At 38.9% G+C, this 13310-nt stretch carries 11 protein-coding genes and 1 pseudogene (1 of these 12 only partly in view); 8 read left to right on the top strand and 4 right to left on the bottom strand.

Annotation, left to right across the window (positions count from 1 at the left end; genetic code table 11):
• Positions 1 to 1201: 1201 nt before the first annotated feature.
• The gene (locus LEP1GSC190_RS09775; RefSeq protein WP_002764005.1) at positions 1202 to 2500 is read left to right on the top strand and encodes a hypothetical protein; all 1299 of its coding nucleotides are present in this window, start codon (positions 1202 to 1204) and stop codon (positions 2498 to 2500) included.
• A gap of 758 nt (positions 2501 to 3258) precedes the next feature.
• Here LEP1GSC190_RS09775 and LEP1GSC190_RS09770 read toward each other — a convergent pair.
• On the bottom strand, positions 3259 to 4497 hold the full coding sequence (locus LEP1GSC190_RS09770; RefSeq protein ID WP_002763937.1) for a lipoprotein LipL46: 1239 nt from the start codon (positions 4495 to 4497) through the stop codon (positions 3259 to 3261).
• Positions 4498 to 4566: 69 nt separating this feature from the next.
• Between LEP1GSC190_RS09770 and LEP1GSC190_RS09765 the strand changes: the two genes are divergently transcribed.
• The 7 genes and pseudogenes from LEP1GSC190_RS09765 (at position 4567) to LEP1GSC190_RS09740 (ending at position 10928) form a co-directional block, all read left to right on the top strand.
• Positions 4567 to 5829 carry an exo-beta-N-acetylmuramidase NamZ family protein gene (locus LEP1GSC190_RS09765; RefSeq protein WP_004279591.1) on the top strand — a complete coding sequence of 421 codons (1263 nt, stop codon included), beginning with the start codon at positions 4567 to 4569 and terminating at the stop codon, positions 5827 to 5829.
• Entirely contained in the window at positions 5798 to 6475 is a 678-nt protein-coding gene (locus tag LEP1GSC190_RS09760; protein WP_036036618.1) for an LIC_11883 family protein, read from the top strand. The genes LEP1GSC190_RS09765 and LEP1GSC190_RS09760 overlap by 32 nt, the downstream gene beginning before the upstream one ends.
• Entirely contained in the window at positions 6472 to 7323 is an 852-nt protein-coding gene (locus LEP1GSC190_RS09755; protein ID WP_002764007.1) for a DUF2797 domain-containing protein, read from the top strand. The genes LEP1GSC190_RS09760 and LEP1GSC190_RS09755 overlap by 4 nt, the downstream gene beginning before the upstream one ends.
• 254 nt (positions 7324 to 7577) lie before the next feature.
• Positions 7578 to 7905 (top strand): annotated as a pseudogene (locus LEP1GSC190_RS20230) (SPFH domain-containing protein); the annotation flags it as partial.
• Between the two features lie 60 nt (positions 7906 to 7965).
• Complete coding sequence (locus LEP1GSC190_RS09750) at positions 7966 to 8814, top strand: M48 family metalloprotease (RefSeq protein ID WP_476737953.1); 849 nt, start codon at positions 7966 to 7968, stop codon at positions 8812 to 8814.
• A 381-nt stretch (positions 8815 to 9195) separates the two neighbouring features.
• Positions 9196 to 10392, top strand: coding sequence for a DUF2157 domain-containing protein (locus tag LEP1GSC190_RS09745; protein WP_036036653.1), 1197 nt, complete (start codon positions 9196 to 9198; stop codon positions 10390 to 10392).
• Entirely contained in the window at positions 10389 to 10928 is a 540-nt protein-coding gene (locus LEP1GSC190_RS09740; RefSeq protein ID WP_002763938.1) for a GDYXXLXY domain-containing protein, read from the top strand. Before LEP1GSC190_RS09745 ends, LEP1GSC190_RS09740 begins: the two co-directional genes overlap by 4 nt.
• Here LEP1GSC190_RS09740 and LEP1GSC190_RS09735 read toward each other — a convergent pair.
• The 3 genes in view from LEP1GSC190_RS09735 to LEP1GSC190_RS09725 are tightly spaced (at most 30 nt apart) and all read right to left on the bottom strand, a layout consistent with a single transcriptional unit that may run on beyond the window.
• Positions 10888 to 11781, bottom strand: coding sequence for an NAD(P)-dependent oxidoreductase (locus LEP1GSC190_RS09735; RefSeq protein ID WP_004279613.1), 894 nt, complete (start codon positions 11779 to 11781; stop codon positions 10888 to 10890). The genes LEP1GSC190_RS09740 and LEP1GSC190_RS09735 overlap by 41 nt on opposite strands.
• Before the next feature lie 24 nt (positions 11782 to 11805).
• Complete coding sequence (gene mce / locus LEP1GSC190_RS09730) at positions 11806 to 12555, bottom strand: mammalian cell entry protein Mce (RefSeq protein ID WP_002763953.1); 750 nt, start codon at positions 12553 to 12555, stop codon at positions 11806 to 11808.
• Positions 12556 to 12585: 30 nt separating this feature from the next.
• On the bottom strand, positions 12586 to 13310 hold the 3' portion of the coding sequence (locus LEP1GSC190_RS09725; protein ID WP_002763919.1) for an ABC transporter ATP-binding protein. 40 nt of this gene lie beyond the right edge of the window; only the last 725 of its 765 coding nucleotides appear in the window; its start codon lies beyond the right edge, outside the window; its stop codon occupies positions 12586 to 12588.

The following is a 13310-nucleotide window of genomic DNA, read 5'->3' as shown; positions in this document are numbered from 1 at the left end:
AATATTCTAATTTTTGAATTTTAGAGATTAAAGCTGATTCCTAAATCGCCCGATGCCGGAAGCTTTTACGGAGATTTTCTGCGAAAAGGCGATTCAAAATCGCAAAAATAATACGACGCGATGTAATCTACGGCAATTCCTTCGTTTTGTGAGAAGTTCACGATGATATTTTTATCCGAGTTTTACTGATCCCGCACAAATAAATACCGTCAATTTTAACACAGTCCTCATTTAAAGACAGAATCTTGGAACTCTATTATTAATAGAAGATCGGGCCGATTGCGCTGCCTCTTGTTTTACGGCGTAGTGCGTTTTTTTAATACCGACCATTTTGTTCAGACTCGCTCGGTCTGGTCCAATTCCTAATTTCAATCACCAAACAAATAACTTACTGAGCCTTCCGATTGCTCTCAACGCAAACAGATTTCAAGTCATTCTTTTTTATAACTGAAGACATTCCATATTCTTTAAGTACTTTTTCAAACTGAATTTCCCCGAAAAAGCGGACCTGCGGAAGTTTAACGACGATAAAGTCTATTTAAGATCCAATAAATTACCAAAGTATTTTAGCGCTTTGATTACTATGGTGTGATTTTTATTCTCATATTTTTACGTTAGTCGATTTCGGTCTAGTTTTATATTTATCGTATTTATTTGAGTTTGTTGAAAATGAATTGAATTTTTAGCCTTAGGTTTTTTTGCGAACTTATCGGTTTTAAGTTTTGTGTGACTCAGGGAGTATTGTAATGATTTGTACATATATTATTAAATATTAATGTTATGTTAAAAAATATTTTTTATTTGACGTATGTTTATAATTTTGAGCAAAAGTAACGTTATCTGAAATTGTATGATGTTTTGTGTAATCGATTTTTTTGTATATTCCTTGTGTGACGTTATTCGAGTCTTTTTGTAAAGTTGGGTTTTTGGTTCTATAGTGCTATGATAAGGCGTAATTTGGCTCTGGCACGTTATGTTTTATTTGATTTGTGGAAATAGGTATCTTTATGAAAAAAGCGAATATGATCGGGAGGTTGATTATTTAAGTGTAAAGAGGCGATAAGGCGAAATTCGATTTTATAAAATGTTCGGTGCGCCTTAATTTCGAAACCGCACCTTGCAAGTATCTGTGTTTTGTAAAATAGAAGCGAAGTTAGACAGCTTAGACTGAAAATAAATTAAGCAAGGGCATGATGTTAGGATGAAAAAAGAACAAGAGACTTTGAAAGCAAAGTTTTCAAAGTTATATTTATCAAAAATGGCTGGAGTAGGGAGTAGGTTTTTTCTACTCGTTTTTGTTATTTCGACGACGTTGTTTTGTATTCCCGGAAAAAAGACTTCGAACAGTAAGGTTATGCTTCTGGCGTGGTTGGTCGGGGAGATGAATTCGTATAAAGAAGGTCAAGTATACCAAAACGCTAAACATTTAACCGGACCTCTGGGTCAAGTCGAGTACCGAGGTTTGGATTTTTTTGATAATGTCGCCTTCAATGGGGTCGGAAGACATAATTGGCAGGAAGCTGGGGATGCAACTTTCAACGTTGGAGTAATGTTAGGCGCGATGGCTTGGAGGTATAAAAATACCCGTGATCCGGATACCCTCGCTCTTATAAGGAGATACGTAAATTATTATAAACTAATGCAATCTCTGAATAATGGAGGGTTGGGTCGAAACTTCGTCAATATAGAGGCATATAACCAATTTTTACCTTGTAATAAAAATGGAACGCAGGGTGCTCGGGCCGACAATGCATCTTGTGGGACCATGAGATATACCGATTATGCGTTCGAAGATCAATACTATAAATTTAGATATGATTTTTCTCTAGACGCAGCGATTCATTCTCTCGTCGGACTTTACTGGACTTATGTATTTGTCGATGAGTTGAAACCAGATATTGTCCAAATTTGCGAAAGTCTTTTGAGATATTATGAGGCTAGGAATTATATGGTTCGAGATTCTAATAACGTAGAACTTCGATATGGTAATCATAATCCTGCAATCAATCCGGTGGCTAAAATCAACGAAGTGATATTGAAATACATCGCCCGGGGACAGATAACGGATTTGGGGGCTTGGAGAGAGATTATAACTCTTGGTTCCGTTGTCATAGGATTAGTGGTTCAGTCGGAAGACGCCAATTTTTTCAACCACTACATGCTTCTCAAAGGAGTCGGTGTTTTAGTTCATATGGGATACCCGTTGCAAAATGGATTAAAAAATTTAATCAATGCGGTGCATGATCAAAGTCATGAACTCGCGGATTCCATGGATATTTATTTTTTTCAGACTTCTAAAATACACGTAAAAGATAAGGGTGGATTTCCTCTCTACAATTATCATTGTTTGGTAGATCAAACTTTTTCAGATATATTAGGACTTTTTGATAGAAAACCTTACAATAAGTGGGAGTTTTCTCCTTATCGGAGATGTGTCGTGAGACAACCTTCCGCTTTAGGATTGAATCCAGATTTCTTAGAGGCTTATTGGTTGTGGTAATCATCAGAAGGATAATCAAGAAAATTGAGTTGAAAACTTTGTATTGAAACTTCGTTCAATTTATCATAAATTTGTTATGATAAATTGAATTGCTTCTTCAAATGGATTTATAATGATGAAGGCGGGTTGAAAAATAAAATTCCGCCTTCGTTATTCTTATGGTCTACATGGGTTTTTGAATTTGAAAAACGAAGTCTATTTTAAAAAAATAAATATGAGTGTATTAACTGATAGAGTGGTATTTGATTCGATTTGTAAGTTACATAGTGAGAGAGTATATGATTGAAAAATCGAAAGATTTTATATAGGCCACTTTTGTATTTAGAATCCGCCTTAAAATTTTAGGATGTGGGAACTCCTATATTTTTAGCTTTTAAAAACCAGAAGATAATCAACTTCTAACTTCTTAAATAGAAGGACTTCTACTTTTGAAAAAGTTTTTCTAATTTTCTTACGCCGATCTCGCGTTGTTTTAAAGTTTTGAGAACAGGATTAAAAGAAAAACAATGATTTGAGGTTTGATCAAAATACCAAAATTTTTTCACAATTAGAAATTGCACGGATTAAAACGTATGAGTTTCGCTAACCGAGCTATTGTTGCTTTTAGCGAAAAAAATGCAATAAAGAAGCCAAACGTCAGATCAAACAAAATATGATTCATATCATTCTAAGGTTTTGGAACAAGTCCTTAGTATAAAAAAATACCCGAGGAAAGACTTCCTCGGGTATTTGATTTTTCTTGGAATGAGATTAAAAACTTATTTCAAAGGTTTGAATTCTAAGTTAACTACTCCACGACTTGCGGATTTTACTTCCAAAGACTTAGTCGCTAAAAAAGAGAAACCTCTGTCTTTTTTATAAACCAATTCCTCTTGAAAGAGAGAATCTTTGCCTGGATAAATCACTTCCCATTCGGAACCGTTCGTATCGGAAGTTCTAACGTTCACTTCTTTTACAGCGGTAAACTCGGTGAGATCGTCTTTGAACTTGGTCGCTTCGTCGGCACTCAGTCCGGTGAACTTCAAAACGATTGGATTATTTTCCGTAAGATTGAACCATTCTTCTTTCAACTGAGCGTTTACTTTTTTAGAAACGGAAGTTGCCCATTCGGAAATCGCTTTTTCTCTGGAAACTTTTTGAGTGATATCGGCTCCTCGACCGTCCGCGCTACCGCTATCAACGATTTTTCCATCTCCCCAAAGAAGAACCACTTTGTAAGTTCCGGTTGCCGCCGTGTTGTAAATGGTTCTTTCCAGAGCTTTTCCGTTTACAGAATCCAAGGGTTGTTGGTCTTCTGTTTCTACAGTTCCAAGAACTAACACCTCGGCCTGAAGTGCTTCCGCAAGAATTTTGATCAAGGGAGAACCTTCTACATTTTCCGTATCCACTTGAGTTTTACTTACTTTTTTGGCGGTAAGAGCTGGATCAATAATTTTGTTTCCATTCTTTTTCAAAGCTTTGATGATTTCGGCTTCCCCAAAATTGTTCGCACTTGCAGGTGCAACCGGCGCGCCACCCACTTTACCGAGAACTAAAACAGCAACTCTCGGATTACCGACGTCGGCGAGAAGATTGTCAACTGCAGTGGAGATTTTAGATTCTTCCACTTCGCATCGAACGGTAAGTTTTAACATAGGCTGAGTATCGATTTTACCTTCGGCTTCGTCGATGATGTCGTAACTTTTAACGAATGCGTCTGTTTTAGAAAGAAGGCTAGAACCTAAACTTTCTCCGTCGGACGCCTTACTTTTGTTACTGATTTCTTCGCCGATCACTTTGCGAACCGCGTTGATTTTTGCGTCTTTCAAAGCTCTTTGTTTTGCGATTTGTTTGTCGCCGTTATAAATAGGAGCTTCTCCGATCACGGTAACTTTGTTACCTTCTTTTTCGTAGAATTCTTTTTTCTTACCGCGAGTGGATCCGGAAGAACCGCAGTTTACTGCGAACGAAATAACTGCTAAGGCTGAGATGAGCCTGGTAGTAAGGAAACGATTCATTTTGTCGTTTTCTCCTTGAAGAATAAGGTTTGGGAAATTTTCTTAAACAGAATAGGAAGGAAGTCTCAGATGCTCAACACAAAAATAAATAAAAAGTTCTTTCTTTCAGTTATTTTTTTTCTTTTGTTCCCTTCGATTGCGTGCGCGGAAAAAAGTTTCCGCAAACATATCTCGGATTCGAAATACGTTCCTTCCGAAATCGAATTTTATTCCGATGTTCTCCCCGGCCTTTCCGGAAAGAACGTGATTCTAATCACAAATCCATCCGGAATTGGTAGAAGTCCCGAAAAAATTCTGAGAGAATTTAAAAAGCATAACGTAAAAATCAAACATCTGATCGGGCTCGAACACGGGTTTTTGGGATTGGAGGAAGATTTCAGCAAATCTCCGGTTACGATAGATGAATTTTTCAATCTTCCGATCTATCATATTTATCGAGTGAAGAATGCAGAACTTCCCGCGATTTTGAAAGGCACTGATGTGATCCTTTTCGACGTTCAAGATATGGGAATGAGATGTTATACTTACTTAACGGTTTTAAAAAGAATCATGGATGGAATTCCGGACTCGAAGAATACAAAATTGATCGTTTTGGATCATGTAAACCCCGCTCTTTATTTAAAAGGAAGGGGAGAGATGATCGATAAAAAATTTCTCAACTTTGCAGGAGAATTCCCTTCCCTTTTCTTCGGAGGTTTGACTTTAGGAGAGTCGGCTGCTTATTACAACGCGGAATACTTGGAAAATAGAGTTCAGTTGAAAATCATATCACCTAAAAACGCAAAACGTTCTTTCGATTGGGATAAGGAAGGAATTCCTTGGATTACGCCTTCTCCGAATTTGCCGACCGTAGACTCGGCGGTTAATTATCTAGGACTCGTTTTATTGGAAGGAGTGAATGTTTCTGTGGGAAGAGGAACGACGGCCCCTTTCGTATATTTCGGAGCTCCTTGGATGATCGAACCTGAAAAATTAGCGGAAGAATTGAATCAAAACTCAGGAGGAGACTATTATTATCAAACCGTGTTCTTCAAGCCGGTGTTCGGTCCGTATAAAAATGAGATCTGTAGGGGATTACGACTAACGGTCATAAATCGAAAATATGATCCTCTCAAAATGGTGTTTCAGTTGATCGTTGCCTTAAAATCGAATTATAAGGAATTTAAATGGAGATTGTATCCAGATGGAACCTATAACATTGATTTCCTTTGGGGAACGGAATCCTTTCGAAAAGCGGTCGACTCCGGAAAAAACTACGACCAATATTCGAAATATTTAAGCTCCGCCGAGAAAGAATACAATGAGAAGATCAAAAAGTATTATCTCTATTAAGATGAATATCAAGTTCGACGTTTTTTTAAGGACTGTTGCGTTTTTTATTCTATTCTTATTTTTGAATGTTTCCGTCTTTGCACAAAATTCGGATTGGAAGGAATATTCACTTAGAGAATTGATAGGACGGCTCAAGTATTATACGTATGCGAAAGTTGCGCAAAGTTTAAAAAAAGAATACGCGATTAATCAAGAGCAGGTGTGGGAAGACGAAGTTTGTACGATCCCCGTTCCTCCACTTCCCGGACCTTTTTTCTGCGGGCTCTTAAAACAGCAAGTTCCGTCCGAGTCTCAAAAGTTGACACCTTCGCCTGAAACGATGTCTTCTTCTCCAATCTCCGAAAAGCTCCCTACATCCGCTTCCGAAACTCTTTCTCTTAATCCGAGTTTGAAAGTATATAAGAATATTCAATTATACTCGGGAACCACGATTTCCGGAAAAAACGTGGTGAAAATCGATTCGGAAGAAAATCCGGGAGAATCTTTACGGGCATTTTATCTAAACAACGGACAACTCAGTCATTACGAGTTTCAGGACAGGATTCTCATTTTTGACTGGGTCGGTTCCAAATTGAACGCGATCTTGGAAGTGAAAACTGATCCAATACGCAGACCGCTTGGCGGAAGAGAAATTTTGTTTCCATGAAACAAATCGCTTCCGGTTTTTTGAGGATGATGGATCATCAGGGGATTGATCCTGTTCGGTATATCTGGGTCACCGCGACGTACGATTCAGATTCTTCCGAAAAACAAAAAGCTCATATTCAAGAAAATTCTGATATTCTAAACTACCTCGGCAAAAAGGTAAAACTTGAGTTTACCGGAAAAATCCGCTGCGTTTCCTGTGGAAGAATCACCAAAAAAAGTTTCAACCAAGGAAACTGTTTCACTTGTTTTCAAACTCTTGCGGAAAACGATCTTTGTATCTTAAGGCCCGATACTTGCCATTTTCATCTCGGGACCTGTAGAGAACCGGATTGGGGAGAGTCTCACTGTTTTATTTCTCATACGGTTTATCTCGCGAACAGTTCCGCGATTAAGGTCGGAATCACGAAAGAGAATCCGGTATCGAATCGATGGGTGGATCAGGGGGCCGTTCAAGGAATTCCTCTTGTGGAAGTCGTTTCTAGGAGGGACGCTGGAATTATAGAAAAAGAACTTTCCAAGGTTTTGTCCGATAGGACGACTTGGCAAAAAATGGTAGCAGGTGATCCGGAACCGATTGATCTTATCGAACGGAAAAAAGAATTCATCCAAAAAATCGAAGAGCTTGATTTCGACTTGGATTATAAGATTTCTACCCAAGAAACTCCGACTGATATCCGTTATCCGATTCAATCTTATCCGTCCAAAATACAATCACTCGCACCTGAAAAAAATCCGCTTATCGAAGATGTTCTCACCGGAATCAAAGGACAATATCTTCTTTTTCAATCCGGGGTCATCAATATCCGAGCTTATGGCGGTTACGAGACAATTTTGAGTGCGGAGTAGGTGACTATTTGTAAAGTCTTAAGCATCTCATTTCTCAGGAATTGAAATGTAAGAGTTCCTACAAATGATCGATTCCTGAAAAATATCGATTCTAAAATAGAGATCTTTCGAACTCCAACAGGTGTTCAAATTTTTTAAAAAAAAATTCTTACACATCAGAAGGATAAAGTTGCAGTTTTCTCTTCGGATTGGAATGAAAAATGGTTCGAAAAAGTTTATGATCCAGGTTTTTTATTGAATTTGGTTTTTAAGCATCCAATTATACGATTTTCGAATTGAATGAGAAAATGCTTTGAAGGAATTACGGAAAAAGCCGAATGTGAGTTTGGCTAAAGTAGGGAGTGGAGTTTTTTTTTAAAGTTCTCCTTTCGATTTTTCGTTTCCTAAAAACGTTCAAACGATTTTTGCAAAATCAAAGGTATGCCGACTTGGAAAACGCAAGAACTAAGGTTGCGATGGCAAGCACTTAAAAAAATGCGATGGAGTTGTAAGACGATTCAATTTTTTCACTTTTTAGAAACAATTTCGAGAATCGCTTTCAAAGAGACTTCTTCTTTTTGTAACCGGCATGGACCATTTTAAAAAGAAATAACTTAAAATTCTGCTATGAATCTTTCGTTCTTTCAAAAATAAATGTCTTCGATGAAAAGTTTTTTTTCGAAGATATTTTTACTTTCTACCTTCTTTTTGTTTTCCGCATGTGACGCCATCATTGATTCTGCAGTGCCTATCGAATTGGATCTACAGATCGGAAAGTCGTTTTTAGAAAACGCAAAAGACGGAAAAGAAGGAATGCATATTCTAAAGGACGTTGTCCTTGAAAAATACGTTAAGTCCGTTGCAGACCGGATTCTAAAATCGGATCAGATTCAGTACAAAAAAGAATTTCCCTATAAAATCTCTATCTTGGACGACGATGATACGATCAATGCAGTTTGCACTCCCGGCGGTTATATCTTTGTCTACACAGGATTATTGAAGCTCATCCAGAACGAAGCTACATTAGCGGCAATCCTTGCACATGAAATTGCGCACGCGGAAAAAAGGCATTCTGTAAAACAAATCATCAGTTCTTTGGGGATCTATTTTACGATCTATATCGCTCTGACGATTTTTCTGGGATCGGACGCGGCTAATCTCATCAATCTGGGATCAAGGGTAGGAGGAGAGATTCTCACTTTGGCCAACAGTCGTTCCGCCGAAGCGGAAGCAGACGCAATGAGTTTTGAATATTTGAAATCCACGAAATACTATCCGGGCGCTCTGGAATCTTTTTTCGTTCTCATTGAAAAAAAGGAAAAGGAAGAAGGAGGAAGCCGCTCTGAAAAGCGGATGATTCAATTCCTTTCCACACACCCCTTGAACGATGAACGAATCTCAGAAAACAGAAAACGTCTGGAAAGTATCGGAAATCTCCAAGCGACCCCCGAAAATCTTTATACGGAACGTTATCAAGCCGTTATGAAGCGTGCGTTTGGAGAGGAATACTGACAAACTCATTTTCACGAATTCAAGACCTGTTCTAAAATTGGATTGGGAGAAATAACCTGGAAAATGTTTCAAAATATTATTTTCTGTGTTTGTCGTTGAGGATTATGCCGGTTTTAAAATTGTCAGAAACGAAGATAGAGGCTCTACAAATCCGGTTTATATTTTTCCGTTTTCTTTTGGTCAGACCATTTTTTGCGGTTATAAGTAGAATCGAAATGCAACTCTATTTCGCATAACGTTTTCTTCGTCGTTAGAAACAAGTGACGAAACTGCCTATTGTCCGAATGTTTGCGAAAATTAAAGAAATTCAAATGGTTCGGCGCAAGTCGTTCTAAAAACTTCTTGCAATCGGTTAGATTTTTCCCTAAAGTCTTTCCATCTATGCGCTTGGAACAGAAACTAAAACGATGGGTGGAAGCGGGATTGATTCGCTCCGAACAATCGGAAGCGATCTTAAACTTCGAAGAAACCCGTAAGACCCCGTATCTCTACTATTCGTTTATCATTTTAGGTGTGATCGTCATCGGCATCGGTGTCGTCGCAATCATTGCCGCCAATTGGGAAGAAATTCATGATTTCGTAAAGTTAGGTGCAGGTCTGAGCATCCTCGCACTTATCGCCGGGCTTGCGCTTTGGAAACGGGAAAATCCTAATTTGCTGACTGTTTTTATCCTCCTCGAATCGATTTTGATCCTAGGGATGATCGGACTTGTGTCGCAGGTTTATCACTTGGAAGGCAAGTATTACGAAGCAGCAAAACTTTGGTGTATTCTTACTTTTTTATTTTTGATTGCAACCGATTCCAAAACTCTAATATACCTTTGGTTGATCGGATTTCAGATTGCGGTTACGGGATGGATCTTTGAGCAAATCGAGCATCGAGGGGGGCACGAGTGGGGATATTATTGGAATACCTACTATTATTATTCGGTCGTAGGCTTTACCGGAATTTGGTTGGCTGCGGAAAAATTCACCTTAGAGTCCAGAAGAGCTACTTTGTTTTTTTGGGCTGTATTGTTTTTTATCGCCGGGACTTTTTTCCGGGGATTTTTCCAGGATTGGAATAATGATTCTTATAGCCCTTCGGAAAATTTAGGGTATTTCGGTTATACGACGGATTTTCCTTGGCTGATGGTGGGACTTAGGTTATTTGTTTTGGCTCCTCTTTTTTATCTTCTATTCTACAATACGGAAATTTCCTCAAATCAGAAGAAATCTTTGAGTGTAAGTTTATTTTTACTATTCTTATTGTATTTTCCACATCCGTTTCGGTACGTTTTGGCCGATGATTCGATCGGATCTTATGTTTGGAATTATTTCGTGAGGTTATTGCCTTCTTTTTTGTTTATTCTTTTTTGGTTGGGAATCGCCTCCTCGTTTCGAGATCACAAAAGAATATTCGATCTTTCTTTGGCGATTGTAGGAATTCGATTCTTATATTTTTATTTCGATCTACTCGGAACTTTGACTTACACAGGATTCGGACTTATCGTTTCCGGACTGCTCATTATAGGACTTACGATCGGATACTTGAAATACAAATCTAAGGTGAGAATTTTATTGGGAGGTGAAGAATGAAACTCCTCAAACTGTTTCTTCCGGTTGCATTGTTCCTTCCGATCGTGTTCTTCGGTTGGGAGATCGTAACTCTTGAATTTTCAAAGAGTTCGGGAAACGAACTGATTCTTCCCATTACCGGATATGATCCGAGAGATCTTCTTGCGGGACATTATCTGCGTTATGACATCTTGTATCAATCGGATTCTATCTGCCAAAATCTGAATAGGAATTCCTATAATAAATCCGACTCGAATCAACGACACTGTGTTTGTTATCCTCATTTCGGAAAAATAAAAGAAGGAGAAGGGGCTTTTATAAAGGATTGTAATCCGGATATACTGAAGGATAAAAAGGCATGTAGATTGCATTTACGTGGAACCTGTCAATATGGAAGATTCAAAATTGGCAACGAACGTTTTTATGTGAACGAAGAAAAAGCAATGGAATATGAAACGCGACTACGAAAAGAGAATGTGCATATTCGTTTAAAAGTCGACTCCGAAGGAACGGCGATTACGGATTCTCTGATTTGGGAGGATGGATCTTCGCTGTGACCTCGTTTAAGCTACAGAAGTCGTTTTCTCCAAAACCAGCATTCATTCCCGAGTCGTAAATCGCGGGAAGATTTTGACAAAGAGAAAGGTTCGTCTTATTTTCTTTTGCGAGTTCCATTGCGTGATAGACGTCCTTTCTCATATTTTTCAAAGAAAAATGAGTTTCATAGTTTCTTGAGAATACGAAGGGAAACTTAAATTCGGCGATTCCTGATTTTGCAGCGGATCCAAGAAGAATATCTTTTAGGATTTCTGGTTCTATCCCTGAATTTTTTGCGAGTTCGAAACCTTCCATATAAATTTGAAAAATTCCCGCTTGAATCATATTGAGAGCAAGTTTAGCCTTTTGACCACTTCCTAAAGCGCCGCAGTATTCCGTATTCTTTCCACAAAGTTCGAAGAAGAATTGAATATCTTCAATTTCCTTCTTTTCGGCTCCGATCATAAAAAGAATTTGTCCGTCTCTCGCCGCGTTTTTGGAACCGGTCATCGGAGAATCGTAAAAGCGAATTTGTTTTGCCGAACATAGTTTCGCAAGTCTGAAAGTCATGGAAAGGGAAGTGGTTCCGCAGTCTAGGATGATTGGAGGTTTTGTCTCTAAAAGTCCGGATGTGATAACTTCTTTTTCAACGACTGTGTCTTCGGTCAGACATAATACAACTATATCTGTGTTTTTGGCCGCTTCCATGGGAGAATTGAAGATCTGAACGTTGTCGCTTATCAAATCTGCGATTTTGAGCGTGTTTCTTGCGTAGAGTTTTAGATTTTGATTGGCTTTTGCAAGATTGGATGCTATGCCCCTACCCATGATTCCGGTTCCGATGATGGATATTGTATGTTTCTTTGTTGGCATGTGGTATAAAAGTAATTTATAATATTAAAAAGCGCTTAAGGCAGCTCGAATGAAGCTTGTGACCGGGGCTTGTTCTCTTGTGTCTTCAAGTCCTTCCCTAAGTTCGCGAAGCACGATTTGTGCGTCTGTTAGAACCGTGTTTACGTTTTTATGGACGTCGTCATTGTTGATAAGTCGACCCAAACTTCCATCGCCTGTGTTTATTTTAGTCGTAATATCCGCGATATTTGAAAATGTCTTACGAATATCGCCTCTGTTTTCGGAAATCAGCTCTGACAAACTCACGAGAGGATCTTGTAAAACGCGACCTTTGAGCGTTCCTGCTGCCTTGTAATCGATCATAGTTACGGGTGTGGATCTGGTTTTCAGTCGTTCTGATTCGGGGTCCATGGTTCCGGGATCAATGGAAATTACACGCCCAGTCAAAAGGCTTTCGTTTTTGATAATGATATCGTAGTTATTGTAGAGTTGTATTTTCTCTCTGAGAAGCATCGTGATTTCTACTCTGGTTCCGATTCCGGTTTCTCCTGCCGAGACCTCAGCTCCGTTTTCGTCGATTTGTATGAGACGAATCGCAGAGATATAACCGAAAGGAACACCTTGCACGGTCACCTTATTTCCGATTTTGATTCCTTCCGCATTTCGGAAGGTTACTTTCATAAATTCTCCTCTTTTTTTTACAGGGCCACCTTCGGTAATGATCGTAAAATAACCGACCACGGCGATGGCTACCGTAAAAATAACCCCAACGAGTAGGTAACGCAACGAACTCATATTCAATTCTCCTTATGTTTGCGATAGTTCTTACTTCGATTCCAGAATCATCGGACCGGTCGTTTTTCCTTGAATGAATTGTTGGATCAGTTCGTTGTCCGAATTCTGGAGTTCTTCCGGCGTTCCCGTAAATACGATCTTCCCTTTATAAACAAAGCTGATACGATCTGCAATCATATAAGCGCTGGACATATCGTGTGTAACTACGACTTGTGCGGCTCCGGTTTCTTTTTGAATTTTGAGAACTAATTCGTTGATCACATTAGACATCACGGGATCTAATCCCGAAGTAGGCTCGTCGTAAAGGATGATTTCGGGATTAGTCGTAATTGCCCTTGCGATACCCACTCTTTTTTTCATACCACCGGAGATATCATTCGGGAAATTGTCCTTAGCGATTATCATGTCCACTAATTTCAATTTTTGCATTACTATTTCTTGAATCTTTTCTTTTGAGGCCAATTTATGTTCTCTCAGGGGAAGTGCCACGTTGTCGAATACGGTTAACCAGTTGATGAGTGCGCCGGATTGAAACAGAACTCCCATCCTCGCTCTAAGTTTCTTTTTTACATTGAGACTGACCCGGGAAATACTCTCTCCGAAAATAAAACAATCTCCCACATCTGGTTCCAAAAGTCCGGTGATATGTTTGAGAGTGACTGATTTTCCCGTTCCGGAAGGTCCGAGTATCACGAGTGTTTCTCCTTTTTTTACATGAAGGTTCATGCCCGAGAGAATCTTTCTTTTTCCGAAAG

This window comes from Leptospira mayottensis 200901116 (genome assembly GCF_000306675.2).
GTDB classification, from domain to species: domain Bacteria; phylum Spirochaetota; class Leptospiria; order Leptospirales; family Leptospiraceae; genus Leptospira; species Leptospira mayottensis.
The sequence above is the reverse complement of the archived record's forward strand: the minus strand, read 5'-3'. Positions and strand labels throughout refer to the sequence as shown.

What these genes read in the sequence shown, in the direction of transcription:
- LEP1GSC190_RS09775 (WP_002764005.1), top strand. Translation starts at nt 1,202, where the DNA reads ATGAAAAAAGAACAAGAGACTTTGAAAGCAAAGTTTTCAAAGTTATAT.
- LEP1GSC190_RS09770 (WP_002763937.1), bottom strand. Translation starts at nt 4,497, where the DNA reads ATGAATCGTTTCCTTACTACCAGGCTCATCTCAGCCTTAGCAGTTATT.
- LEP1GSC190_RS09765 (WP_004279591.1), top strand. Translation starts at nt 4,567, where the DNA reads ATGCTCAACACAAAAATAAATAAAAAGTTCTTTCTTTCAGTTATTTTT.
- LEP1GSC190_RS09760 (WP_036036618.1), top strand. Translation starts at nt 5,798, where the DNA reads ATGAGAAGATCAAAAAGTATTATCTCTATTAAGATGAATATCAAGTTC.
- LEP1GSC190_RS09755 (WP_002764007.1), top strand. Translation starts at nt 6,472, where the DNA reads ATGAAACAAATCGCTTCCGGTTTTTTGAGGATGATGGATCATCAGGGG.
- LEP1GSC190_RS09750 (WP_476737953.1), top strand. Translation starts at nt 7,966, where the DNA reads ATGAAAAGTTTTTTTTCGAAGATATTTTTACTTTCTACCTTCTTTTTG.
- LEP1GSC190_RS09745 (WP_036036653.1), top strand. Translation starts at nt 9,196, where the DNA reads ATGCGCTTGGAACAGAAACTAAAACGATGGGTGGAAGCGGGATTGATT.
- LEP1GSC190_RS09740 (WP_002763938.1), top strand. Translation starts at nt 10,389, where the DNA reads ATGAAACTCCTCAAACTGTTTCTTCCGGTTGCATTGTTCCTTCCGATC.
- LEP1GSC190_RS09735 (WP_004279613.1), bottom strand. Translation starts at nt 11,781, where the DNA reads ATGCCAACAAAGAAACATACAATATCCATCATCGGAACCGGAATCATG.
- mce (WP_002763953.1), bottom strand. Translation starts at nt 12,555, where the DNA reads ATGAGTTCGTTGCGTTACCTACTCGTTGGGGTTATTTTTACGGTAGCC.